Annotated in this window: 22 protein-coding genes and 1 pseudogene; 12 read left to right on the forward strand and 11 right to left on the reverse strand. The window is 60.3% G+C overall.

The window, feature by feature from the left end; genetic code table 11:
* The first annotated feature begins 2 nt into the window (after positions 1–2).
* From ABH912_RS12905 to ABH912_RS12920, 4 genes are all read left to right on the forward strand, one after another.
* Complete coding sequence (locus ABH912_RS12905; protein ID WP_033056857.1) at positions 3–2,756, forward strand: response regulator; 2,754 nt, start codon at positions 3–5, stop codon at positions 2,754–2,756.
* Between the two features lie 21 nt (positions 2,757–2,777).
* Positions 2,778–3,770: a 2-hydroxyacid dehydrogenase gene (locus ABH912_RS12910; RefSeq protein WP_429510833.1), complete on the forward strand. Its 993-nt coding sequence runs from the start codon at positions 2,778–2,780 to the stop codon at positions 3,768–3,770.
* Between the two features lie 77 nt (positions 3,771–3,847).
* Positions 3,848–4,282: a hypothetical protein gene (locus tag ABH912_RS12915; protein ID WP_033056853.1), complete on the forward strand. Its 435-nt coding sequence runs from the start codon at positions 3,848–3,850 to the stop codon at positions 4,280–4,282.
* Positions 4,282–4,686, forward strand: coding sequence for an META domain-containing protein (locus tag ABH912_RS12920; protein WP_033056851.1), 405 nt, complete (start codon positions 4,282–4,284; stop codon positions 4,684–4,686). The genes ABH912_RS12915 and ABH912_RS12920 overlap by 1 nt, the downstream gene beginning before the upstream one ends.
* Before the next feature lie 111 nt (positions 4,687–4,797).
* Here the strand turns inward: ABH912_RS12920 and ABH912_RS12925 are convergent, their stop codons facing one another.
* Positions 4,798–5,265, reverse strand: a complete 468-nt coding sequence (locus ABH912_RS12925; RefSeq protein WP_429510834.1) for a TlpA disulfide reductase family protein — start codon at positions 5,263–5,265, stop codon at positions 4,798–4,800.
* Positions 5,266–5,379: 114 nt separating this feature from the next.
* On the opposite strand from ABH912_RS12925, the gene arsC reads away from it, so the two are divergent.
* From arsC to ABH912_RS12940, 3 genes and pseudogenes are all read left to right on the forward strand, one after another.
* The gene (arsC, locus tag ABH912_RS12930) at positions 5,380–5,733 is read left to right on the forward strand and encodes an arsenate reductase (glutaredoxin) (RefSeq protein WP_033056849.1); all 354 of its coding nucleotides are present in this window, start codon (positions 5,380–5,382) and stop codon (positions 5,731–5,733) included.
* A pseudogene (gene wrbA / locus ABH912_RS12935) lies at positions 5,730–6,327 on the forward strand (NAD(P)H:quinone oxidoreductase). The gene arsC and the pseudogene wrbA overlap by 4 nt, the downstream one beginning before the upstream one ends.
* A gap of 1 nt (position 6,328) precedes the next feature.
* The gene (locus ABH912_RS12940) at positions 6,329–6,754 is read left to right on the forward strand and encodes a DUF2069 domain-containing protein (RefSeq protein ID WP_429510835.1); all 426 of its coding nucleotides are present in this window, start codon (positions 6,329–6,331) and stop codon (positions 6,752–6,754) included.
* Positions 6,755–6,844: 90 nt separating this feature from the next.
* Here the strand turns inward: ABH912_RS12940 and ABH912_RS12945 are convergent, their stop codons facing one another.
* Entirely contained in the window at positions 6,845–7,519 is a 675-nt protein-coding gene (locus ABH912_RS12945) for a DNA-3-methyladenine glycosylase I (RefSeq protein WP_429510836.1), read from the reverse strand.
* Positions 7,520–7,655: 136 nt separating this feature from the next.
* Positions 7,656–8,480, reverse strand: coding sequence for a tRNA 2-thiocytidine(32) synthetase TtcA (ttcA, locus tag ABH912_RS12950; protein ID WP_429510837.1), 825 nt, complete (start codon positions 8,478–8,480; stop codon positions 7,656–7,658).
* Positions 8,481–8,851: 371 nt separating this feature from the next.
* On the opposite strand from ttcA, the gene ABH912_RS12955 reads away from it, so the two are divergent.
* Positions 8,852–9,454, forward strand: coding sequence for a Yip1 family protein (locus ABH912_RS12955; protein ID WP_008147981.1), 603 nt, complete (start codon positions 8,852–8,854; stop codon positions 9,452–9,454).
* Positions 9,455–9,611: 157 nt separating this feature from the next.
* Positions 9,612–10,106 carry a SprT family zinc-dependent metalloprotease gene (locus ABH912_RS12960; RefSeq protein ID WP_429510838.1) on the forward strand — a complete coding sequence of 165 codons (495 nt, stop codon included), beginning with the start codon at positions 9,612–9,614 and terminating at the stop codon, positions 10,104–10,106.
* A 44-nt stretch (positions 10,107–10,150) separates the two neighbouring features.
* On the opposite strand, the gene ABH912_RS12965 is transcribed toward ABH912_RS12960, so the two are convergent.
* A complete protein-coding gene (locus ABH912_RS12965; protein ID WP_429510839.1) occupies positions 10,151–11,332 on the reverse strand; it encodes a CaiB/BaiF CoA transferase family protein in 1,182 nt (393 codons plus the stop codon).
* A gap of 144 nt (positions 11,333–11,476) precedes the next feature.
* Complete coding sequence (locus ABH912_RS12970; protein ID WP_429510840.1) at positions 11,477–12,811, reverse strand: dicarboxylate/amino acid:cation symporter; 1,335 nt, start codon at positions 12,809–12,811, stop codon at positions 11,477–11,479.
* Positions 12,812–13,150: 339 nt separating this feature from the next.
* Here ABH912_RS12970 and ABH912_RS12975 point away from each other — a divergent pair, with 339 nt between their 5' ends.
* Positions 13,151–14,161 (forward strand): AraC family transcriptional regulator, encoded by a 1,011-nt coding sequence (locus tag ABH912_RS12975; RefSeq protein WP_429510841.1) that lies wholly within the window; start codon positions 13,151–13,153, stop codon positions 14,159–14,161.
* A gap of 171 nt (positions 14,162–14,332) precedes the next feature.
* On the opposite strand, the gene ABH912_RS12980 is transcribed toward ABH912_RS12975, so the two are convergent.
* From ABH912_RS12980 to ABH912_RS12995, 4 genes are all read right to left on the reverse strand, one after another.
* A complete protein-coding gene (locus tag ABH912_RS12980) occupies positions 14,333–14,641 on the reverse strand; it encodes a DUF6124 family protein (RefSeq protein WP_429510842.1) in 309 nt (102 codons plus the stop codon).
* A gap of 524 nt (positions 14,642–15,165) precedes the next feature.
* Positions 15,166–16,512, reverse strand: coding sequence for an ATP-binding protein (locus tag ABH912_RS12985; protein ID WP_033055249.1), 1,347 nt, complete (start codon positions 16,510–16,512; stop codon positions 15,166–15,168).
* Positions 16,509–17,186 carry a response regulator gene (locus ABH912_RS12990; RefSeq protein WP_033055248.1) on the reverse strand — a complete coding sequence of 226 codons (678 nt, stop codon included), beginning with the start codon at positions 17,184–17,186 and terminating at the stop codon, positions 16,509–16,511. The genes ABH912_RS12985 and ABH912_RS12990 overlap by 4 nt, the downstream gene beginning before the upstream one ends.
* Before the next feature lie 168 nt (positions 17,187–17,354).
* Entirely contained in the window at positions 17,355–17,957 is a 603-nt protein-coding gene (locus tag ABH912_RS12995) for a membrane protein (RefSeq protein ID WP_033055246.1), read from the reverse strand.
* Positions 17,958–18,102: 145 nt separating this feature from the next.
* Here ABH912_RS12995 and ABH912_RS13000 point away from each other — a divergent pair, with 145 nt between their 5' ends.
* Both ABH912_RS13000 and ABH912_RS13005 read left to right on the forward strand, forming a co-directional pair.
* Positions 18,103–18,894 (forward strand): dienelactone hydrolase family protein, encoded by a 792-nt coding sequence (locus ABH912_RS13000; protein ID WP_429510843.1) that lies wholly within the window; start codon positions 18,103–18,105, stop codon positions 18,892–18,894.
* Between the two features lie 216 nt (positions 18,895–19,110).
* Positions 19,111–19,836, forward strand: coding sequence for a 4'-phosphopantetheinyl transferase family protein (locus ABH912_RS13005; RefSeq protein WP_197281716.1), 726 nt, complete (start codon positions 19,111–19,113; stop codon positions 19,834–19,836).
* A gap of 127 nt (positions 19,837–19,963) precedes the next feature.
* Here ABH912_RS13005 and ABH912_RS13010 read toward each other — a convergent pair whose 3' ends face one another.
* Both ABH912_RS13010 and ABH912_RS13015 read right to left on the reverse strand, forming a co-directional pair.
* On the reverse strand, positions 19,964–21,574 hold the full coding sequence (locus tag ABH912_RS13010) for an ATP-binding protein (protein WP_095132467.1): 1,611 nt from the start codon (positions 21,572–21,574) through the stop codon (positions 19,964–19,966).
* Positions 21,571–22,284 (reverse strand): response regulator, encoded by a 714-nt coding sequence (locus tag ABH912_RS13015; protein ID WP_033055242.1) that lies wholly within the window; start codon positions 22,282–22,284, stop codon positions 21,571–21,573. Before ABH912_RS13015 ends, ABH912_RS13010 begins: the two co-directional genes overlap by 4 nt.
* Positions 22,285–22,798 lie beyond the last annotated feature (514 nt).

Genomic DNA, 22,798 nt, shown 5'->3' on the forward strand with positions numbered 1-22,798 from the left:
GCGTGCTCAAGAAACTGGGAATTAAAGGCCGCGTGCTATTGCTGACCCTGTTGCCGACCAGCCTGATGGCCTTGGTTCTGGGCGGCTATTTCACCTGGATGCAGCAATCCGACCTGCAAACCCAGCTCATGCAGCGTGGCGAGATGATCGCCGAACAACTGGCGCCCCTGGTGGCCCCGGCCATGGGCCACAAAAACACCGAGCTTTTGGAACGCATTGCCACCCAATCGCTGGAACAAGCGGACGTGCGCGCCGTTTCGTTTCTCGCGCCCGACCGCACCCTGCTGGCCCATGCCGGCCCGACCATGCTCAATCAGGCGCCGATCGGCAACAGTTCGCAGATGCTGCGCCGCAGCGGCAATGACGCGACGCGTTACTTGCTGCCGGTGTTCGGCAAGCACCGCAATCTGGCCGGTGACTTGATTCCCGAGGAAACCGACCGCCTGTTGGGCTGGGTCGAACTCGAACTGTCCCACAACGGCATGCTGCTGCGCGGTTACCGCAGCCTGTTTGCCAGCCTGTTGCTGATTGGCGCAGGCCTGGCCGGCGCGGCGCTGCTGGCGTTGCGCATGGGCCGGAGCATCAATCGGCCGCTGAGTCAGATCAAGCAAGCGGTGGCCCAACTCAAGGACGGTCATCTGGAAACCCGTCTGCCACCCCTCGGCAGCCAGGAGCTGGACACACTGGCGTCCGGCATCAACCGTATGGCGGGCACCCTGCAGAACGCGCAGGAAGAATTGCAGCACAGCATCGACCAGGCCACCGAGGACGTGCGCCAGAACCTGGAAACCATCGAGATCCAGAACATCGAACTGGACCTGGCACGCAAGGAAGCCCTTGAAGCCAGCCGGATCAAATCCGAGTTTCTGGCCAACATGAGCCATGAAATCCGCACGCCGCTCAACGGCATTCTCGGCTTTACCCACCTGCTGCAAAAAAGCGAGCTGACCCCGCGCCAGCTCGACTATCTGGGCACCATCGAAAAGTCCGCCGACAGCCTGCTGGGGATCATCAACGAGATTCTCGACTTCTCGAAAATCGAGGCCGGCAAACTGGTGCTCGACCATATTCCGTTCAACTTGCGCGACCTGCTCCAGGACACGCTGACCATCCTCGCCCCGGCTGCCCACGCCAAGCAACTGGAGCTGGTGAGCCTGGTTTACCGTGATACGCCGCTGTCGCTGGTGGGTGACCCGCTGCGGCTCAAGCAGATTCTCACCAACCTGGTCAGCAATGCGATCAAGTTCACCCGCGAAGGCACCATCGTCGCCCGGGCCATGCTCGAGGAAGAGCACGAAGACAGCGTGCAACTGCGCATCAGCATTCAGGACACCGGCATCGGGCTGTCGAACCAGGATGTGCGCGCCTTGTTCCAGGCCTTCAGCCAGGCCGACAATTCGCTGTCCAGGCAACCGGGCGGCACCGGTCTGGGGCTGGTGATTTCCAAACGTCTGATCGAACAGATGGGTGGCGAGATTGGCGTCGACAGCACCCCCGGTGAAGGCTCGGAATTCTGGATCAGCCTGAGCCTGCCCAAAACCCGCGACGATGCCGAAGACCTGCCCGGTCCGCCGTTGCTCGGGCGTCGGGTGGCAGTGCTGGAAAACCACGAACTGGCCCGTCAGGCGTTGCAGCATCAACTGGAAGACTGCGGCCTGGAAGTCACCCCGTTCAATACGTTGGAAAGCCTGACTAATGGTGTGACCGGCGCGCACCAGACCGATCAGGCGATCGACCTGGCGGTGCTCGGCATCACCAGCAACGACATGCCGCCAGAGCGCCTCAATCAGCACATCTGGGACCTCGAACACCTGGGCTGCAAGGTGCTGGTGCTGTGCCCGACCACCGAACAGACGCTGTTCCATCTCTCGGTGCCCAACCCGCACAGCCAGCTCCAGGCCAAACCGGCCTGCACCCGTAAGTTGCGGCGGGCCTTGTCTGACCTGGTCAACCCGCGTCAGCACCGCAGCGAACCCGGCGAACCGGTGTCCAGCCGTGCGCCAAAAGTGCTTTGTGTCGACGACAACCCGGCCAACCTGCTGCTGGTGCAAACCCTGCTCGAAGACATGGGCGCCAAAGTCCTCGCGGTGGAAAGCGGCTACGCGGCGGTCAAGGCCGTGCAGACCGAAACCTTCGACCTGGTGCTGATGGATGTTCAAATGCCCGGCATGGACGGGCGGCAAAGCACCGAAGCGATTCGCCAGTGGGAAAGTGAACGGCATTGCACGCCGCTGCCGATCGTTGCCCTCACCGCCCACGCCATGGCCAACGAAAAGCGTGCGCTGCTGCAAAGCGGTATGGACGATTACCTGACCAAACCGATCAGCGAACGGCAACTGGCCCAAGTGGTGCTGAAGTGGACCGGCCTGGCGCTGCGAAATCATGGGCCGGAGCGCTCCAGCGACAGCCACGGTGGTGGTCATGAGTTGCAGGTGCTCGATCACGAAGAAGGTTTGCGCCTGGCCGCCGGCAAGGCTGACCTGGCAGCAGACATGCTGGCAATGCTGCTGGCGTCGCTGGAAGCCGACCGCGAGGCGATTCGCTTCGCCCGGGAAAACAACGACCAGAACGCCCTGATCGAGCGCGTCCATCGCCTGCACGGCGCGACCCGTTATTGCGGCGTCCCGCAACTGCGCGCCGCCTGCCAGCGCAGCGAAACCCTGCTCAAGCAACAGGACCCCAAAGCCCCCAGCGCACTGGAAGACCTCGACCGGGCCATCAATCGCCTGGCCGCCCATGCCCGTATAAATGCCTGATGTACATTCCAGGAGGACCGCATGCGCACGATTCTTTTCAGCAGCCAGACCTACGACCGCGACAGCTTCCTCAGTGCCGAGCTTCCGGTCGGCATTGAACTGCACTTTCAATCGGCGCGACTGAGCCTTGATACGGTGGCGCTGGCCGAGCATCACGAAGTGGTCTGTGCCTTCATTAATGATGACCTCAGCGCGCCGGTGCTCGAACGCCTGGCCGCGGGCGGCACACGCCTGATCGCCCTGCGCTCGGCCGGTTACAACCATGTCGATCTGGCTGTGGCGAAGCGTCTGGGACTGGCGATTGTGCGCGTCCCGGCCTACTCGCCCCATGCGGTGGCGGAACATGCGGTGGCGCTGATCCTGGCGCTCAACCGACGCCTGCACCGCGCCTACAACCGCACGCGCGAAGGGGATTTCAGCCTGCACGGGCTGACCGGCTTCGACCTGGTGGGCAAGACCGTCGGCGTGGTCGGCACCGGGCAGATCGGCGCGACCTTCGCGAAAATCATGAACGGCTTTGGCTGCCAATTGCTGGCGTACGACCCCTTCCCCAACCCGCAAGTCAAAGCCCTCGGTGCCCGTTACCTGAGCCTGCCGGAACTGCTGGCCGAGTCGCAGATCATCAGCCTGCACTGCCCGCTCAACGAACAAAGCAAACACTTGATCAATCGCGAATCACTGGCGCACATGCAAGCCGGTGCGATGCTGATCAACACCGGCCGCGGTGGCCTGGTGGACACACCGGCGCTGATAGACGCGCTGAAGGACGGTCAACTGGGTTATCTGGGGCTGGATGTATATGAAGAGGAGGCGCAGCTGTTCTTCGAGGACCGTTCCGACCTGCCGCTGCAGGACGATGTGCTGGCGCGGCTGCTGACCTTCCCGAACGTGATCGTCACCGCTCACCAGGCCTTCCTGACCCGCGAGGCCCTGGGCGCGATTGCCGCAACCACCCTGCAAAACATCGCCGCCTGGGCGGCCGGCGCGCCTGCGAATCTGGTAAAGGGCGACTGAACCAGATCGAAGGTCATATGCCCGCGCCATGCTGCGCTGATGTCCGTGCTAGCATGCCGCGCATATTTGGAGGACCCATGGTCGAACACGATTTCCGCTATAGCCTGATGAACCCGCAACACACCCTCACCGAATGCCGCGCCCTTGTGCCGGGGCGTTATCAAGTCACCGGCAACGGCGGCTCGATTCGTAACAACGACGTGCTGGTCGTGACCCTCAAAGGCGCCAAGGACTTGTCCATGCGCCTGACCGTCGAAACGGTTCGCCACTTGATCAATCCGCCAGGCCAATGGGTCGCGGTGGCCAGTGGTCCGGTGTTCGGCGAACTGGCGATCCACACCTGGAAAGTCAACTGCGACAGCTGCGCCAAAGAGCTGAGCTTCGAGTTCGCGGTCGACGCCAAGCTGGGCAACAAGGCTGAAAAGCCTGCTGCCACCGCACGGATCGCCGAACTGGGCTGGACCACGGTTGGCGAGAAGCACCTGTGCCCGAAATGCCAGGAGCCCGCGTGATGAAACACCTCGCTCTGACCGCTATGGTTGGTGCCAGCCTGCTGGGCTGCGCCGCCGAGCCGGTGCAATTGCAACAGAACCGCAGCTACATTCTGGAATGGATCGGCGAACGTCCGTTGATGGATTACAGCCACCTGACCATCACCCTCGGTGAAGACGGTCGGGCCTACGGCAACGGCGGCTGCAACCACTGGTTCGCACCGTACACCCTGGAAGGCGACAAGCTGAGCTTCGGCAAGGTCGGCAGCACGCGCAAACTGTGCGCGCCGGCGGTCATGGAGCAGGAAAAGCGCTTCATGCAGGCGCTGGAAGGCGTACAGCGTTGGGATGTTTCACCGATGGAGCAGATGCGCTTCTGGCCGGCCGAAGGCAAGCCGCTGCGTTGGTGGCTTGAAGAGGGTTGATCATTCAGCCCTGAAAAGATCGCAGCCTCGTTTCACTCGACAGCTCCTACAGGTGGAATTCGAAACCCTTGTAGGAGCTGTCGAGTGAAACGAGGCTGCGATCTTTTGCTTTCAGTTCTTAGCCTGCAACGCCTCAAGCTTCGCCATCACCCCCGCCGCCGTCTGCTCGCCCATCAACTGTTCCCGTACCTTGCCCTTGTTATCGATGATGTAAGTCACCGGCAACGCCTCGCTGCGCGGCAACTCGAAAAGATCGGCCGGATCAGAAGCCAGCACGGTGAACTTGATGCCCAGCTTCTCGCTGGCGCTTTTCAGCTCTTCACCCTGCACATTGTCGAAGTTGACCCCGAACACACCAATCTTCTTGTTCTTGAGCTGATCGGCCAGTGTGTTCAATTCCGGGATCTCGGTCCGGCACGGCCCGCACCATTCCGCCCAGTAATTGAGCACCAGCCATTTTTTGTCCAGACGTTCGGCGGCGACTTTCTGGCCGCTCTGGTCGCTGCCATAGTCGTTGCCACAGCCTCCCAGCAATAACGTACCGATGATCGCCAATGCCGCTGCCAGTCGCCTAGTCATGTCGTATTCCTTGTTCAAAATTGAATGCGCCTGCGACCCATCGCCTCCCAAGGTTCTGGATTACGCGCTGCACAGTTAGAATAGCCGTCACCTTACGCAAGATGCGAACCGCACATGACCGATCTGACGCTTTATCACAACCCGCGCTGCTCGAAATCCCGCGGTGCGCTCGAACTGCTCGAAGCCCGTGGTCTGACCCCGACGGTGGTCCGCTACCTGGAAACCCCGCTGGACGCCGCGCAAATCCAGAGCCTGTTGACCAAGCTCGGCATCAGCGCCCGGCAACTGCTGCGCACCGGTGAGGACGAGTACAAAACCCTCAACCTGGCCGACAGCAGCCTCAGCGAAGCGCAATTGATCGCCGCCATCGCCGCCAACCCGAAACTCATGGAGCGACCGATTCTGGAAGTTGGCGACAAAGCCGTCATTGGCCGGCCGCCGGAGAATGTGCTGGAGTTGCTGCCGTGAGTGCACCGTACATTCTGGTTCTGTATTACAGCCGCAGCGGCTCGACCAATGAAATGGCCCGGCAGATCGCCCGGGGTGTCGAGCAGGCCGGGATGGAAGCGCGGTTGCGCACCGTGCCGGCGATCTCCAGCGAATGCGAAGCCGTGTCGCCGGACATCCCCGACGAAGGCGCGCTGTACGCCAGCCTCGACGATTTGAAAAACTGCGCGGGCCTGGCCATGGGCAGCCCGACCCGGTTCGGCAACATGGCGGCGCCGCTCAAGTACTTCCTCGACGGCACCCAGCAACCTGTGGCTGACCGGCGCGCTGGTGGGCAAGCCGGCTGGCGTTTTCACCTCCACCGCGAGCCTGCACGGCGGCCAGGAAACCACGCTGCTGTCGATGATGTTGCCGTTGCTGCACCACGGCATGCTGATCACCGGCCTGCCTTACAGCGAATCGGCCCTGCTGGAAACCCGCGGCGGCGGCACGCCTTACGGCGCCAGCCATCATGCCGGGGCCGACGGCAAAAGCGGCTTGAATGAACATGAAGTCGCGCTGTGTCGGGCCTTGGGCCTGCGCTTGGCGAAGACTGCACAGAAACTGGGGAACTGACGTGGCCAAAAAGCCGAAGATTTTGCCCTCCATCGAATGGCTCGAACCCCGGGTCCGAGCGATGCGTGTCGTCAGCCTGCTGTGCTACTTCGGTTTGGTGGGTTTGCTGTGCGCCTACTACCTGGTGGTCGCCGACCTGCACGGCGCCCGGCCGTGGGTGATTCTGCTGATCGAACTGGTGCCGCTGCTGTTGCTGGCGCCGGGGATGATTATCGGCAGCGCGCGCGGGCATTCATGGATGTGTTTTGTGGTGAACCTGTATTTCATCAAGGGCGCATTGGCGGCGTATGACCCGAACCGGCAGCTGTTTGGTTTGCTGGAAATGGGCGCGAGCCTGGCGGTGTTCTGCTCGGCGCTGCTGTATGTGCGGTGGCGGTTTCAGTTGAATCGCAAGCTTGCTGGCGAAGGCGAGATCTCCGCCGCCTGACCGGACGCCTTCGCGGGCAAGCCTCGCTCCTACAGGGATGGTGGTGCTCTTGTAGGAGCGAGGCTTGCCCGCGAAGGGCGCGACTCGGTTTTAATGATTCACTGTGTAGGCGAGCATCATCGAAATCTGGCTCATCGCCCGCCCGCCACTCTGTTCATGCCACTGGTTAAACACATCCTGTACCAACGCCAGATCCCGCAGACTGGTCGGCACCTTGTCGACGATCTTCTGCGCATTCAACGCCGCGACCACGTCGTAGCTCGGCACAAACGTATCCTTGCCCACCATCCGCAAGAACCGCGGTGCCGACAACCCGCCCAATTGATGACCGCGCTTTTTCAGGAAGGTCCACAACCCAACGATATCCGTGACCGGCCAATCGGCGATCAACGCACCGAAGCTGCCCTTCTCATGCGCCACATCCAGAATGAACTGCGCATTGCGCGGCACGCTCTTGAGTTTGCCCAGGTGACGAATAATCCGCGCGTCCTGCATCAACCGCTCGAGGTGTTCGGCACTCATCAGCACGACTTTCTCAGGGTCGAACTTGAAGAACACTTCTTCGAACGCCGGCCATTTGGCGTCCACCAGGCTGTGCTTGAGCCCGGCGCGGAAGACGCGCAGCGCCATGGTCGAGAGGTAGCGGTCGTCGCTGATCTTGCGCAATTGCGCCGGGGTTTTCGGAACGGGCAGATGGGCTTCCAGTTCAGCTGCTGAACCGAAGCGGTTCAGACAGTATTCGTGCAGCCACTTGTAATCGCGCATGCCCTCTCCTAAGGATTGAAACGAGAAACTGAATGTAGGAGTGAGCCTGCTCGCGATAGCGGTGTGTCATTCAACGTTGATGTCGACTGACACGACGCAATCGCCGGCAAGCCGGTCTCACTCCTACAGTTTCTGATTAGAGGTTGACGACGTTGACGAACCGCGAAGCGGCGGTTTCATCGATACGCAGGTTGGTGAAGTCGAACAGATTACGATCCGCCAGTTGCGACGGGATCACGTTCTGCAGGCTGCGGAAAATGCTTTCGGTGCGGCCTGGCGTCTTGCGTTCCCACTCCTGAAGCATGTCCTTGACCACCTGGCGTTGCAGGTTTTCCTGGGAACCACAGAGGTTGCACGGGATGATCGGAAACTGCTTGAAGTCCGAGTAGGCCTGGATGTCTTTTTCGTTGCAGTAGGCCAACGGGCGGATCACCACGTTGCGGCCATCGTCGGCGCGCAGCTTCGGCGGCATGGCTTTGAGCGAACCGTTGAAGAACATGTTCAGGAAAAAGGTCTCGACGATGTCGTCGCGGTGATGACCGAGGGCCATCTTGGTCGCGCCGATTTCGTCGGCGAAGGTGTAGAGCGTGCCGCGACGCAGGCGCGAGCACAGCGAACAGGTGGTCTTGCCCTCCGGGATCAGCTCCTTGACCACCGAATAGGTGTCTTTCTCGACGATGTGGTACTCGACGCCCAGCTCTTTGAGGTAGGCCGGCAGCACATGCTCAGGAAAACCTGGCTGCTTCTGGTCCATGTTCACGGCCACGATCTCGAACTTGATCGGGGCGACCTTCTGAAAGTGCATCAGCACATCGAGCATGGTGTAGCTGTCCTTGCCACCGGACAGGCAGACCATGACCTTGTCGCCGTCTTCAATCATGTTGAAATCGGCAACAGCCTCACCGGCCTGGCGGCGAAGGCGCTTTTGCAGTTTGTTCTGGTTGACCGTAAGAGTGCCCATGACGCGAAATCCGTGAGGTGTGACGAAAGGCCGGCATTTTACGCAAAAACGCGTCGTCGGCGAAGAGCCCACCGTCCCCTGTAGGAGTGAGCCTGCTCGCGATGGCGGTGTGCAGTCATCATCCATGCAAGCTGACCCACCGCTATCGCGAACAGGCTCACTCCTACAAGGTAGGTGTGCACAGACCCGACGGCGATTAACAGGAGGGTTTACAGCGCAATTTGCTCTAAAGCCCTGCAACCTGCGCCGTTAAGACCTTTCTATACTGCGACATAAGGTCGCACACATATCCAGACCTTTCCTTACTAGGCCACTTTGGCCCGTAGGCGCTCCACTGGGGGGCGACGGTAAAAACAAGAGGAGTGACTGGCATGATCCATCACGTAGTGGGGCTCTTCACCCACCCTGACCAAGAATGGAAAGAGATTCGTGGCGACCAGGAGGAAAGCATCAGCCACATGTATCTCACTCATACCCTGATTCTGGCGGCGATTCCCGCGGTATCCGCGTTTATCGGCACCACTCAGGTCGGCTGGGTCATTGGCAGTCGCGCACCGGTGATGCTGACGGTGGAAAGCGCGATATGGATGACGGTCATGTCATACCTGGCGATGCTCGGCGGTGTGGCGGTAATGGGCGCGTTCATCCACTGGATGGCTCGCACCTATGATGCCAACCCGAGTCTGGCACGCTGCGTTGCATTTGCGACCTACACCGCGACACCGCTCTTTATCGGCGGTCTGGCGGCGCTGTACCCACACATGTGGCTTGGGATGATCGTCGGCACCGCGGCCATCTGCTACACGGTGTACCTGCTGTATGTGGGGCTCCCCACTTTCATGAACATTCCATCAGACGAGGGATTTCTTTTTTCAAGTTCGGTGCTTGCTGTAGGCCTGGTGGTGTTGGTGGCCATCATGGCGTTCACTGTAATTGTCTGGGGACTCGGCGTGGGGCCGGTCTACACCAATTAGCAACACATCACCCAAAACAAGATCTGCCAACACAGGCCGCCGCAAGGCGGCCTTCTAATGCCCAAGGATAGAAAACGGTGACGACCATTCGGCGCCTCGGCGATTCGCAACGCTCGAGGGTTGCGGCATACTCGACGTCTCTGGAGATCCATCAAGCATGCCCGAGCAACTCAATACCCGCGTCGAAGACTGTTACCAACTAGCCGAATCCTTTTTCAAACGACCTTTCAAACGCCCCGTGGTGAGTCTCAAGCTGCGCGGGCAAAAAGCCGGTGTCGCGCATTTGCACGAGAACCTGCTGCGCTTCAATCCGCAGCTGTACCGGGAAAACACCGAAGACTTCCTCAAGCAGACCGTGGCCCACGAGGTTGCGCACCTGATCGCCCATCAACTGTTCGGCGACAGCATCCAGCCGCATGGTGAAGAGTGGCAATTGATCATGCGCGGCGTGTACGAACTGCCGCCCAATCGCTGCCATACCTATGACGTCAAACGCCGCAGCGTGACCCGCTACATCTACAAATGCCCGTGTGCGGACAGCGATTTCCCGTTTTCGGCCCAGCGTCATGGTTTGGTGCGGCAAGGGCGGCGGTATTTGTGTCGGCGATGCCGGAGTACGTTGGTGTTCAGCGGGGAAATGCGGGTTGAGTAGTTAGATTTTTGGTGCCTGTGCTCGCGAAGGCGTCCTGGCAGGCGCTACACAACCACCTTGGCACGCCGCAACGCTTCGATACGCTCTGCACTAAACCCCAATTCCCCCAACACCTGATCCGTGTGCTGCCCCAGTCGAGCACCAATATGCCGTGGCTGCGGCAACCCTTGCGAAAACTTCAACGGACAGGCCATCTGCGCCTGAGTCGTCCCGTCACCACGCGGCACTTCGGTCACCAGCGCCCGAGCCTTCAACTGCGGATGACGAACCGCTTCGCCCACACTCAACACCGGCTCGACACACGCATCCAACGTGGCGAACAGCGCGCATAACTCGGCAAAATCGTGGGTCTCGAATTCAATCCTCAGCGCGTTCTTCAGCGCCTTTTGCAAGGCCGGTTCAGGCGATAAGCCCAAGGTTTCCAGCTCTTCCAGCCCCAACGCTGCACACAGTTGCTTCATGAACGCTGGCTCAAGACTGCCCACCGAGAACCAGCGCCCATCGCGGGAACGGTAATAGTCATAGAAACTGCCGCCATTGAGCATCTGCTCCTCCCTTCCCGGCTCCACGCCACAGGCCAGATACCCGGCGCCAGCCATGGCGTTCAGGCTGAACGCGCAGTCGGTCATGCTCACATCCAGGTGCTGCCCCTGCCCGGTTTGCTGTCGGGCGATGACCGCCGCCAGCAGCCCGATCACCCCGTGCAACGAGCCACCGGCGATATCCGCCACTTGCATGCCCAACGGCAGCGGTCCGCTGTCGGCCCGGCCGGTGTGGCTCGCCAGCCCCGCCAGCGCCAGGTAGTTGATGTCGTGGCCGGCGCGGTCCTTGTAGGGGCCGGTCTGGCCGTAACCGGTGATCGACACGTAGATCAGTTTCGGATTGATCGCCTTCAAGGCTTCATAACCCAGGCCCAATCGTTCCATCACGCCGGGGCGGAACTGCTCCAGCACGATGTCGTAGTCCGCAAGCAACTGCTTGATCACCTCCAGCGCCTCAGGCTGCTTGAGATCCAGCGCCAGGCTGCGCTTGTTGCGATTGAGGTAGGCATGACTGGCGGAGACGCCCTGATCGTGAGGTGGCAATACCCGCAGCAGGTCCATGCGCGTTGGCGATTCGATGCGCAGCACTTCGGCGCCCATGTCAGCCAGCAACAACGAGGCAAACGGCCCCGGCAGCAGTGTCGAGAAATCCAGAACCTTGAGTGATGCCAGTGGACCGAGCATGGGCGTTCTCCGTAAACGATGTTCCCAGACTAGGCAGCCGATGGCATTGCAGCAATCACCTTATGCGTCAGATGCGCTGACCGTTGCGCTCAAATCGCAGGCATGAAAAAACCCGCCGAAGCGGGTTTTTTCAGTGCAGCCGTCTTACTTGACGTTGCTTGGGGTTGCCCCTTCGGCGTGGCCCAGAACATCGTCTTTAGGCTCGTCGGAAATACCGCGACCGCCAGAAGCCAGTTCAGCGTGCATCACGTCAACGTCCAGCTCCTTGACCCACTTGGCCACAACCAGGGTGGCGACAGCGTTACCGACCAGGTTGGTCAGGGCACGGGCTTCGGACATGAAGCGGTCGATACCGAGGATCAGCGCCAGGCCGGCAACCGGCAGGTGGCCAACAGCGGACAGGGTGGCCGCCAACACGATGAAGCCACTACCGGTCACGCCCGCAGCGCCTTTGGAGGACAGCAGCAACACCACCAGCAGGGTGATCTGGTGAGTGATGTCCATGTGGGTGTCGGTTGCCTGAGCAATGAACACCGCCGCCATGGTCAGGTAGATCGCAGTACCGTCGAGGTTGAACGAGTAACCGGTCGGGATCACCAGACCCACAACGGATTTCTGCGCGCCCAGGCGCTCCATCTTGATCAGCATGCGTGGCAGCACCGATTCCGAAGAAGAAGTACCCAGCACGATCAGCAGCTCTTCACGGATGTAGCGGATCACTTTCAGCACGCTGAAGCCGTGAGCGCGAGCGATAGCGCCCAGCACCACCAGAACGAACAGCAGACAGGTGATGTAGAAACACGCCATCAACTGACCCAGTTGCACCAGCGAACCCACACCGTAGGCACCGATGGTGAACGCCATGGCACCGAAGGCACCCAGTGGCGCGAGCTTCATGATCATGTTGATGATGTTGAACATCACGTGGGCGAAGCGATCGATGAAGTCCAGGATCGGCTTGCCGTAGGCACCCAGGCGATGCAGGGCGAAACCGAAGATCACCGAGAACATCAGCACTTGCAGGATATCGCCTGTGGCGAACGCGCCGACGATGGTGGACGGGATCACGTTCAACAGGAAGCCAACAACGCTTTGATCAGCACCGGCCGCTACATAAGCAGCGACTTTGGAGGCATCCAGCGTCGTGACGTCGATGTGCATGCCGGCACCCGGCTGCACGATGTTGACTACCACCAGACCCACCAGCAAGGCGATGGTCGAAACGATTTCGAAGTAGAGCAGCGCGTAACCGCCGGTCTTGCCGACCGACTTCATGTCCTGCATGCCCGCGATACCACTGACGACGGTGCAGAAGATGATGGGGGCGATGATCATTTTGATCAGTTTGATGAACCCGTCACCCAGCGGCTTGAGGGCAACACCGGTCTGCGGGTAGAAGTGACCAAGCAGGATGCCGATGGCAATAGCAACGATCACCTGGAAATACAGGGATTTGTACAGTGGCTGACGAGTCGTCATTGCAAAGTTCCTCAAGAGTGCCCGGTGACAACATCCACCTGTTGCCAAAGACACTTCAATTGCGAACCCTCCTGCACTGGAGGGATTTGTTTTGTCGAGCTGCGCAACGGCAGGCATCTGCGAGTTGTATCGCAAGGCCCGTGCCACCTTCGTCAAATCGCCAGCAAGCCTTTTGACATCAAGGGTTGCAGGTTTTTCTTTGTCACCAAACGGTTACCGCAAAGTGGCGGATTTCCGCCCATCGACCTGACCTCGTCCTGCAATTTGGCGGATATCCGCCTTGTTCATCTTCAGGCACCACGGCTACCATCCGTCGTTCAATGGACGGACTTGCCTTCTATGCGCGAACGCACCATCGCCAGTCATTTCGCCCGTGCCGCCCTCGGTGGCGCACGCCGGCTGGGTTATGACTATTCAAATTTGCTGCAACAACTCGGCATCAGCCCCGAGTTGCTTGAAGAGCCGCGAGCGAGAATCGCGCCTGAACAGTTCACCCGATTGATCCAGGGACTGTGGCTGGCACTGGACGACGAATACCTGGGCTTCGGGCCGGTTCCGAGCAAAACCGGCAGCTTCGCGATGATGTGCCATGCGGTGATCCACTGCCGCAATCTGGAGAAAGCACTCCACCGCGGCTTATTGTTTTATAGCTTATTCCCCGACAGCCCGCGTCTGACCCTGACCCGCGAAGACGACATGATTCGCCTCAGCCTCGACGACTCGCAGTTCCGCGACCCGGACCACTTTCTCACCGAGAGCCAGTTGATGGTGTGGCATCGACTCGGCAGCTGGCTGATCGGCCAGCGCATTCGGCTGGAACAGGCGACGTTCAGCTACCCGAAACCCGAGCACGGCGCCGAATACGATTTGCTGTTCCCCTGCCCGATGGAGTTTTCCACGGCTCAGAGCAGCCTGTTGTTTCACAGTCGCTACCTGAACATGCCGCTGTTGCAGGACGAACGGACACTCAAACATTTCCTCGAACACTCCCCCGCCGACCTATTGTCGCGCCCGGATGACGGCGACAGTTTGAGCAGCCAGTTGCGAAGGTTGCTCAGCCGCGACAGTTCACACTGGCCGGACCTGGAAGCGGTGGCCGCACACTTGCACATCAGCCCGCAGACATTGCGTCGGCATTTACGGGAGGAAGGGTCGAGTTTTCAGGAATTGAAGGATCAGTTGCGAAGGGACATCGCGATTTATCACCTGGGGCGGGCGGATTTGTCGTTGCAGCAGATTGCCGAGCAGCTGGGGTTTTCAGAGCCTTCGGCGTTTCATCGGGCGTTCAAGAAATGGACGGGGCTGACGCCTGGGGCTTATCGGGCGCAGGAGATCCAGCCCTCACCCTAACCCTCTCCCAGGGGTAGAGGGGACTGACCGAGTTGTTTTAAGAAATTCTGCGACCTGAAAGACCCCGTCGATTATGGATTCGATGCAGGACTTTCAGGTCGCAGGATAGGCCGAACATCCCCCGATCAGTCCCCTCTCCCCCTGGGAGAGGGTTAGGGTGAGGGCTGGATCTCAAGCCAGGCGAGTGTTATCCAGTGCCCGATTCACCGCCAGTTCGCCCAGCATGATGATCTGCGCAATCCCCAACAGCGAATTGCGACTCGGCCCCTCCATATGATCCGCCAGGTCCATGGTCATGACATTGGCCGAGGCCAGCGACTCGCACGCGTGGGCCAGCAGGGTTTCGGTATCGAGTTCCGGGTTGACGATGAACATGGTGCTGGGTGTGCGCGGGGTGGCTTTGATATGGGACGCCGGGTTGAGGCAATCATCGAGGACGCGGTCGTCGGTTTCTGGTGGGTTGGGCGTAATTTTGAACATGTGAAGCTCCGTGATTGGTTGAGCCACCACGACCTATCGCTAAACAAGTAAAGGTGGCGGCTGTACGCAGGTTAGCGATCCGGGTCACAGAAACCCCGGGTAGACCTCGAAGGTCTCCCACGCACAGCCACCATTACGCGAATTGCAGGCACTAAAAACTGCAATCAAACTTGGGCGCTTTTGCGTCTGTGCAAGGGATCGGATCGCTAAACCCGATCGCTGATTCGTCAGCGACCCGGAAACGATAGAACCCACGCCCCAGGCGCACAAGCCGGCGGATTCTGGCGTAGTCGTAGGCAGCGGCGCAAGGATGTGTAGCCTGCGTGAGTGTCTGGAAGTGTCGTTTAAACAGTGCTTGTTTAGCGGTCTGACACCGGGCCTTGTGGTGGCTGTACCGGCCTCATCGCGGGCAAGCCCGCTCCCACAGTGATCGGTATCGTTCACAAATCCTTCGGTCAAAGCAGATACCTGTGGGAGTGGGCTTGCCCGCGATGAGGCCCAAAAGAACACCCTCACCCCCAGGATCAACCCACCGGAAAATGAATCCGAAACGCCGCCCCACCCATGGGCGAATCCCCCAGCGTCAGCTTCGCGCTGTAGCTCTCGATAATGTCCTTGACCACCGCGAGACCAATCCCCTGCCCCGGATGCTGGCGATCCAGCCGCTCTCCCCTTTGCAGAATCCGCGCTCGCTGATCCGGTGGCACGCCCGGCCCGTCATCCTCAACGCACAACTCAACCCCGCCGAGGCTTTCACGCACGCTGATGCGTACTTCGCCGAGGCACAGGCGATAGGCGTTTTCCAGCAGGTTGCCCATCATTTCCAGCAACGCCCCCTGCTCGATCGGCACGTAACACTGTTCCGGCAGATCGAAGGCCACCCGCACGCGTTTGTCGCGGTAGACCTTGTCCAGGGTGTCGCACAGGCTTTGCAGCACCGGGCGCAGGCGTACCTGATGGCGCACCAGGCCGCTTTTGCGCAGGCTGGCGCGTTGCAGTTGATAGCTGATCTGCTGGCTCATGCGTTCGATCTGGGTTTGCAGCACCCAGGCCTGATCACGATCGGCCGGGCGCTGGGCCATGTCTTCGCTGACACCTTGCAATACGGTCAGCGGGGTTTTCAGGCTGTGGGCCAGGTCGTCGAGGGAATCGCGATAGCGGCTGCGTTGTTCGCGCTCGCTGTACAGCAAGCGGTTGAGGGAGCCGGTCAGGCGCAGGAGTTCGCGCGGGTGTTGTTCGCTGAGGCTTTCGCGGGTGCCGCTTTCGATCTCATCCAGCTCCTGACTGAGCCGGCGCAACGCCTGCAAGCCCCAGGTCAGACCGATCCACAGCAGCGCGAGCAACACCAGCAAGGCCGCACCGAAACCGAGGTAGAGATTTTCCCGCAGACCTTCGAGGGTGGCTTCGTACTCACGCACCGGTTGCAGCGCGACGATGCTGAACGCCGCGCTCTTGCCGCCGAGCAGTTTGACTTCGACGTCGTAGACGAAGAATTCCTGACCGTCGGCCTCGCGAATTCGGGCGAACTCGTTGCCGCGTCCGTCGTAACGCGGTTTGTAGTTGATCTTCTCTTCGCGGGTGGCTTTCGAGCGCCACACCAAGTGAGCTTCGCGGTCGTAGATGTAGCCGAGCAAACGGCTGTCGGTCAGGTTGAAGCGCTCGTCGGGCAACTGCGCCGGCATTTGCAGGGTGTTATTTTCCACCCGGGCGGCGGAGATCAGCGTGGTGACGTCCGACGCCAGGCGCTGCTCAATCGAATCCTGCAACGCCAGGCTGAACGCGCCCTGCATCGCCGGCAGCAACGCCAGCATGAACAACACCGCCAGGATCGTGGCGGCGAGCATCAAACGGACACGAAGGGAACGAATCAAGTGCAGCGCTCATTGAACAGGTAGCCGAGGCCACGCACCGTATCGATCGGCTTGAAGCCGGACGGGCCTTCAAGTTTGCGCCGCAGACGGCCGACCAGCACTTCGATCACGTTCGGATCGCGCTCGTCGTCGTCCGGGTAGAGCTGTTCCATCAAGCGGTCCTTGGCCACCACTTGCTGGTGATGCCGCATCAGGTACTCGAGGATCCGATACTCGTAAGCGGTCAGCGCCAGCGGTTGTTCATCGAGGGACGCCTGTTTGCGATTCAGATCCAGCAGCAACGGCCCGGCGACAATGGTCGATTGGGTGAAACCGCTGGAGCGGCGCAGTAACGCGTTCAGCCGGGCATCGAGTTCTTCGAACTGGAACGGCTTGACCACGTAATCGTCGGCACCAGCGGCGAGGCCTTCGACCTTATCCTGCCAGTTGCCACGCGCGGTGAGGATCAGGATCGGGAAGGTCTTGCCGCGCGAGCGCAGTTGGCGGATCAGGTCGAGCCCGCCCATGCCCGGCAGGCCGAGGTCGATCACCGCCAGGTCATGGTTGAACTGCTCGGTCTGGTACAGCGCCTCTTCGGCATTGGCCACGGACTCGACCACATGGCCGCTGTCCGTCAGGCGGGTTTGCAGGTGATGGCGCAACAGCGCTTCATCTTCGACGACCAGCAGTTTCATAACGCTCTCCTACGCAAATCGATATCTCCAGCAGCACGGCTTTCAGTCAGGTCGAGGAACCTGTAGGAGTGAGCCTGCTCGCGATAGGGCCAGCACATTTGACATTGTCGTCGGCTGACACACCGCTATCGCGAGCAGGCTCACTCCTACGAGGATTGTGCTTACCTGTTAGAAAGCGTAGTTCGCCGACAGGTAGGTCTGGGCGCTGCTGGTCAGGTCCAGCGAACCCTGTTTGCTGCCACCGCGCTCGCTCATCTCGGTGCTGGCGTTGCTGCGCAGGTAACGGTAACCCAGTTCCACCGAGGTGTTTTGCGAAACCTGTTGCAGGACTCCCAATTGGCCGCCGAGGGCGTAACCGATGTCGCTGTCGCGGCTGAAGCCTGGTGAATCCTGAGTCATTTTGGTCAAACCCGCCGTGGCGCCGCCGAACAACTTGGTGCTGCCGCCCACCGGGTAGAACAGATCGTAGCTGCCCAGGAGGTTTTCCTGACGCAGTTTAATGCCATTGTGTGAGCCCGACACGTTGTCGTAAGTGGCGTAGTAACGGCCCTGGCTGTTTTGCTGGCCCAGACGCACACCCCAGGTGTTGTCCTTGCCGATCACGCCGTCGGCGTTCGGGCTGTTGAGGTTGTCGTTCAGGGCGTGGGACTTTTTGACTTTGTCGCTGGTCTGTCCAAAAGTAAGGCTGGCGAAATTGTCGTCGGAAGCGAAAGCCGCGGTACTCGCGCTCAGGACAGTGAAAGCCAGAAGCAGTTTTTTGAAGCCAGTCATAGGGGAGTTCCTTATGCGCTATGTGCTATTTGGGTACGGGGCAAGGTTACTCACCCCGCCCTGAACTCCCCCTGAACGCACTCTGAACCTGAGCTGAATCAAATCGACTCGGCTGTTTTAATGACCTTTTGCAGGAGATCCGACGATGCGTATTTTCCTCGCCCTCGTATTGCTGGCCTTGAGCGGGCTCAGCCAAGCCGCGATCAAGACTCAGGAAATCCCCTATCAAAGTGCTGACGGCACCAAGATGATCGGCTACTTCGCCTATGACGACGCCATCAAAGGCGCACGCCCTGGCGTTGTGGTGGTGCACGAATGGTGGGGGCTCAACGAGTACACCAAGCGTCGCGCCCGTGATCTCGCCGGTCTCGGCTACAGCGCGCTGGCCATCGACATGTATGGCGATGGCAAAAACACTGAGCATCCCAAGGACGCCATGGCGTTTATGCAAGCCGCGTTGAAAGACAGTGGCGCGGCGAGCGCGCGTTTTCAGGCCGGGCTTGATCTATTGAAGAAACAGCTGCAAACCGATCCGGACAAAATCGCCGCTATCGGTTATTGCTTCGGCGGCGGCGTGGTGCTGAATGCGGCGCGTCAGGGTTTACCGCTGGCAGGCGTGGTGAGTTTTCACGGTGCGTTGGCGACCAAGACGCCTGCGACGCCGGGTAGTGTGAAAGCGAAAATCCTTGTTGAACATGGCGCGATGGACAGCATGATCACGCCGGATAACGTGGCAGCGTTCAAGGCTGAAATGGACAAGGCCGGGGCCGACTATAAGTTCGTCAGCCTGGAGGGCGCCAAGCACGGGTTCAGCAACCCTGATGCGGATCGGTTGAGCCATGGCGATCATGGCGGGCCGGATATTGGCTACAACAAGGCGGCGGATGAGAAATCCTGGGCGGACATGCAGGCGTTCTTCAAAAAAATCTTTGGCTGAGACGGCGCCAGCAGTGAATCGAGCATCGCTCCCTGTGGCGAGGGAGCTTGCTCCCGCTGGGTGGCGAAGCCGCCCCAAAACCTGTAGACGCATGACGTCAGACATACCGCGTTCGCCGGTTTACGACTGCTTCGCAGCCGAGCGGGAGCAAGCTCCCTCGCCACAAAAGCCCACTGCCACTACCCAGCAACAAGGCAACCCGGCAAAATGCCCGACATGAATCGCGCCCCCGCCCTACCCGTCTGCTGCACTCCACTCGATGCCCATTGGCCGCTGCCGTTTGCGCTGCCCGATACGGTGCTGTTGAGCACTCACTTCGATACTTCGCAACTGGCCAGCGATGATTTCCAGCGCAGCGCCATCGAGCCGCCGCCCAGCATCCAGCGTTCGGTCGCCAAGCGTCAGGCGGAGTTCCTCGCCGGGCGGGTTTGCGCTCGGGCTGCGTTGCAACAGTTGGAAGGGCTGAGCTTTATCCCGGCCATCGGCGAGGACCGGGCACCGGTGTGGCCCACGCACATCACGGGCTCGATCACCCACAGCACCGGCCGGGCCTCGGCGATTGTCGCGAAGAAAACCCACTGGCGCGGTCTGGGGATGGACCTGGAAAACCTGCTCAACCCCGAGCGGGCTGAACGACTGGCCGGGGAAATCCTCACCGCGCCCGAGTTGCAACGCATGACCGCCGGCCGCCGCGATCAACTGGCGATGTTGGTGACCCTGACGTTTTCAGTGAAGGAAAGCCTGTTCAAGGCGCTGTATCCGATCGTTCAGCAGCGCTTTTATTTTGAACATGCCGAAGTGCTGGAGTGGGCCGAAAGCGGTGAAGTGCGGCTGCGGTTGCTGACAGATCTGTCCAGTGAATGGCGCAATGGCACTGAGCTGGATGCGCAATTCGGGGTGGTGGATGGGCAGTTGTTGAGTCTGGTCAGCATCAAGGCCTGAAGATTTGTAGCGCCTGTACTGGCCTCATCGCGAGCAGGCTCGCTCCTACAGGGGATCTTCGGTGTCGCACAGATCCATTGTAGGAGTGAGCCTGCTCGCGATGAGGCCAGTACAGGCGCCGCCAATCTCAACGCTTCTCCTGATTCCTCGGCCAGCTCAGGCTGAAACACGCCCCACCCAGGCTTTTGCTCTTGCTGATCAACGCCCGGCCATCATGCCAATGGATGATTCGCCGCACGATGGACAACCCCAATCCGTGCCCACCCGAAGCGCGGGTGCGGCTGTCGTCGAGGCGCAGGAAAGGTGTGAAAATCTTCTCCCAGGCCGTTTCCGGTACGCCCGGCCCGTCATCCTCGACATCCACTCGACAGCGCTGCTGCCCGACCTGATAGCTGACGGTCACCCGTGATTGAGCGTGGCGCATGGCGTTGCTCACCAGGTTCTGCAACGCCCGGTGCAGGTATCGCGGCTCGGCCTCGACCCAAGCGTCGTCGTTGTCAGCGGCGGACAAACACAAACCGCGCTGCACCGTGACCTCGGCGCGTAACGGCGCCAGTTCTTCGATCACCTGATTGACCAACGCATCCAGATCGATCCGCTGAAAATTCAGCGCCGGTGAACCCTGTTCCAGACGCGCGTAGGTGAGCATCTCGTCCACCAGCCGATCGAGATCCTCGATGTCGTGGTCCATGCCTTCACAGTATTTTTCCAGCGCCTGCGGCGTGGTGGCCGAGCCGATCATTTCCAGACCAAAACGCAACCGCGCAACTGGCGTGCGCAGTTCGTGAGACACGGCGCGCACCAGCTCACGCTGAATCGCCAACAGTTGCTGCAAGTGCTCGGCCATGCCGTTGAACGCCGAGGCCAGCCGTCCCACCGAGTCCGCGCCGCGTGCCGGCACGCGGGTTTCCAGGCTGCCTTTGGCGATGCGCGTGGCGGCCGCTTCCAGGCCACGCAAGCGGCGCTCAAGTTGGCGCACCAACAAGTAGACGATCAATCCGATCAAGCTCAAACCCAGGGCGGCGATCAGCACCAGCCACTCCGGCGGATAAGGATTCATCTGATATAACGGGCCGATTTCCAGCACCCACGGCGTACCGACCATGCCGGCAAACACCCGGATCGAATCGCCGCCCTTGCCCAGCGCCATCACCGTGTCGCCCTCGGACACCCGGCGACTTTGGTCCTCGTCCATGTCCGCCTGCTCGATCGTCACCAGCCGCAAGTCGAAACCAAACCCTTTATCGCGTTTCAACTGCGCCAGGCGCTCGGGTTGCTCGGCCACCGGGTAGCGCACCAGTTCATCGGCCAGCAGGTAAATCGTCGCCCGGGCCAGTTGTTCACTGATCTGCTGGACTTCGCCGGTCAGCACCAGCTGTTCCTTGTCGCTGACCAGTCGATACACCTTCGCCGCATGCGGACCGGTCTGTTCCACCAGCGCCTGACCGCGCAGCACGCGGGTGCGCTGGGTGAGGTCGAGGTCGGTCTGGGCGAAAGTCTTCAGCGCCAACGGAATGCCCAGCAAACGCTCCCACACCAGCAAGGCACGGTGACGCTCGGTTTCATTCATCGGGTTCAGGTTGTCGGCCATCAGCGAGAACGTGCCGTGGGCCAGGCGTTCGCGGTATTGCTCGCCGCGCACCTGGTTCAGCAGGTGCAAGGCCAGCACGCCGAGTACCGCCACCAGAATCAGCGCCGCGCACATGCCTCCATAGATGCGCAGGAAGATAGAGTTCACAGCGTGCAGGCTTCCGGAACGAACAGATAACCCTTGCTGCGGATGGTCTTGATCAGCCGTGGATGCTCCGGGTCATCGCCGATTTTCGGGCGAATGCGCGAGATGCGCACGTCGATGGAACGGTCCTGGCCGTCATAACCAATACCGCGCAATGCCGTGAAAATCTCTTCCCGGGACAGGATGCGCCCGGCGTTAGCGACCAGCAGCCAGAGCAGGTCGAACTCCGCACTGGTCAGTTCGATACCGTTGTCGTTCAGCCAGGCTTCGCGCAATGCGTTGTCGACCACCAAGGGACCGAACTGCAAGCGCCGTTGTTTTTCCGGCGTCACTTCAGGCGTTTCACTGCGTCGCAACAGGGCCTGGATGCGCGCCAGCAGCAGGCGTGGGCGAACCGGTTTGCACACGTAGTCGTCGGCACCCAGGTCCAGGCCAAGAATCTGATCGGTGTCGTCGGTGCGGGCGGTAAGCATCAGGATCGGGCCGTCATACTTGTCGCGAACCTTGCGGCAGATGCTCAGGCCATCTTCACCCGGCAACATCAGGTCGAGGATCACCAGGTCCGGTTTCTCCTTGATGATCCGTGCCGCGGCCAAGGCACCATTGCCCTCGATCGATACGCGCAGGCCATTGGCTTCCAGGTAGTCGCGGGTCAGTTCGGCCAGACGCTGGTCGTCCTCCACAATCAATACCTGCCAGGCTTCTTGCTCCACGGTGACCTCTGCTTGCCAACAACACTTAATAAGGAAGGATCCCCCCGTCTTTTTGTAATGATTGGGGGGGATAAGAATGCGTACGCGCTGGCCGATTGTATAAACGCCGCCCGCCGAGAACACAAGCCGGTAAATGCGTTCGGACAACCCGGATTTTTGTGATAGGGTTCGCGCCCTTAAAAATCCGAATGACTGTTTTCAATCGCTGAAAATCAGTGAAAAACGGTCCGCTCCAGCTAGGTCGCGGCCTACACGCTCGTTCCACGTTTCACACACAATTTACGCACAGGTTTATCCACAGGTAGTACGTTGCAACACCCTCCAAAACGCATTATCTTGTACCTCGGCGCGAAAAAAACCCTACATGTAGGGTTTTACGCCAAAAACCAAACACAAACCGGACACTGATTTCAAGCGCTTTTATTGCCTCTTTCCGGTTGAACCAAACGTATTTTCGAAAGACCAAACCGCGCGTGCGGATGGCTACTGTTTTTGAGCCGAAAACGGCGTTAAC

The organism is Pseudomonas sp. BT76 TE3572, assembly GCF_050435365.1.
In the GTDB taxonomy this organism is placed as follows: Bacteria; Pseudomonadota; Gammaproteobacteria; order Pseudomonadales; family Pseudomonadaceae; genus Aquipseudomonas; species Aquipseudomonas fluorescens_W.

What these genes read in the sequence shown, in the direction of transcription:
- ABH912_RS12910 (WP_429510833.1), top strand. Translation starts at nt 2,778, where the DNA reads ATGCGCACGATTCTTTTCAGCAGCCAGACCTACGACCGCGACAGCTTC.
- ABH912_RS12915 (WP_033056853.1), top strand. Translation starts at nt 3,848, where the DNA reads ATGGTCGAACACGATTTCCGCTATAGCCTGATGAACCCGCAACACACC.
- ABH912_RS12920 (WP_033056851.1), top strand. Translation starts at nt 4,282, where the DNA reads ATGAAACACCTCGCTCTGACCGCTATGGTTGGTGCCAGCCTGCTGGGC.
- ABH912_RS12925 (WP_429510834.1), bottom strand. Translation starts at nt 5,265, where the DNA reads ATGACTAGGCGACTGGCAGCGGCATTGGCGATCATCGGTACGTTATTG.
- arsC (WP_033056849.1), top strand. Translation starts at nt 5,380, where the DNA reads ATGACCGATCTGACGCTTTATCACAACCCGCGCTGCTCGAAATCCCGC.
- ABH912_RS12945 (WP_429510836.1), bottom strand. Translation starts at nt 7,519, where the DNA reads ATGCGCGATTACAAGTGGCTGCACGAATACTGTCTGAACCGCTTCGGT.
- ttcA (WP_429510837.1), bottom strand. Translation starts at nt 8,480, where the DNA reads ATGGGCACTCTTACGGTCAACCAGAACAAACTGCAAAAGCGCCTTCGC.
- ABH912_RS12955 (WP_008147981.1), top strand. Translation starts at nt 8,852, where the DNA reads ATGATCCATCACGTAGTGGGGCTCTTCACCCACCCTGACCAAGAATGG.
- ABH912_RS12960 (WP_429510838.1), top strand. Translation starts at nt 9,612, where the DNA reads ATGCCCGAGCAACTCAATACCCGCGTCGAAGACTGTTACCAACTAGCC.
- ABH912_RS12965 (WP_429510839.1), bottom strand. Translation starts at nt 11,332, where the DNA reads ATGCTCGGTCCACTGGCATCACTCAAGGTTCTGGATTTCTCGACACTG.
- ABH912_RS12970 (WP_429510840.1), bottom strand. Translation starts at nt 12,811, where the DNA reads ATGACGACTCGTCAGCCACTGTACAAATCCCTGTATTTCCAGGTGATC.
- ABH912_RS12975 (WP_429510841.1), top strand. Translation starts at nt 13,151, where the DNA reads ATGCGCGAACGCACCATCGCCAGTCATTTCGCCCGTGCCGCCCTCGGT.
- ABH912_RS12980 (WP_429510842.1), bottom strand. Translation starts at nt 14,641, where the DNA reads ATGTTCAAAATTACGCCCAACCCACCAGAAACCGACGACCGCGTCCTC.
- ABH912_RS12990 (WP_033055248.1), bottom strand. Translation starts at nt 17,186, where the DNA reads ATGAAACTGCTGGTCGTCGAAGATGAAGCGCTGTTGCGCCATCACCTG.
- ABH912_RS12995 (WP_033055246.1), bottom strand. Translation starts at nt 17,957, where the DNA reads ATGACTGGCTTCAAAAAACTGCTTCTGGCTTTCACTGTCCTGAGCGCG.
- ABH912_RS13000 (WP_429510843.1), top strand. Translation starts at nt 18,103, where the DNA reads ATGCGTATTTTCCTCGCCCTCGTATTGCTGGCCTTGAGCGGGCTCAGC.
- ABH912_RS13005 (WP_197281716.1), top strand. Translation starts at nt 19,111, where the DNA reads ATGAATCGCGCCCCCGCCCTACCCGTCTGCTGCACTCCACTCGATGCC.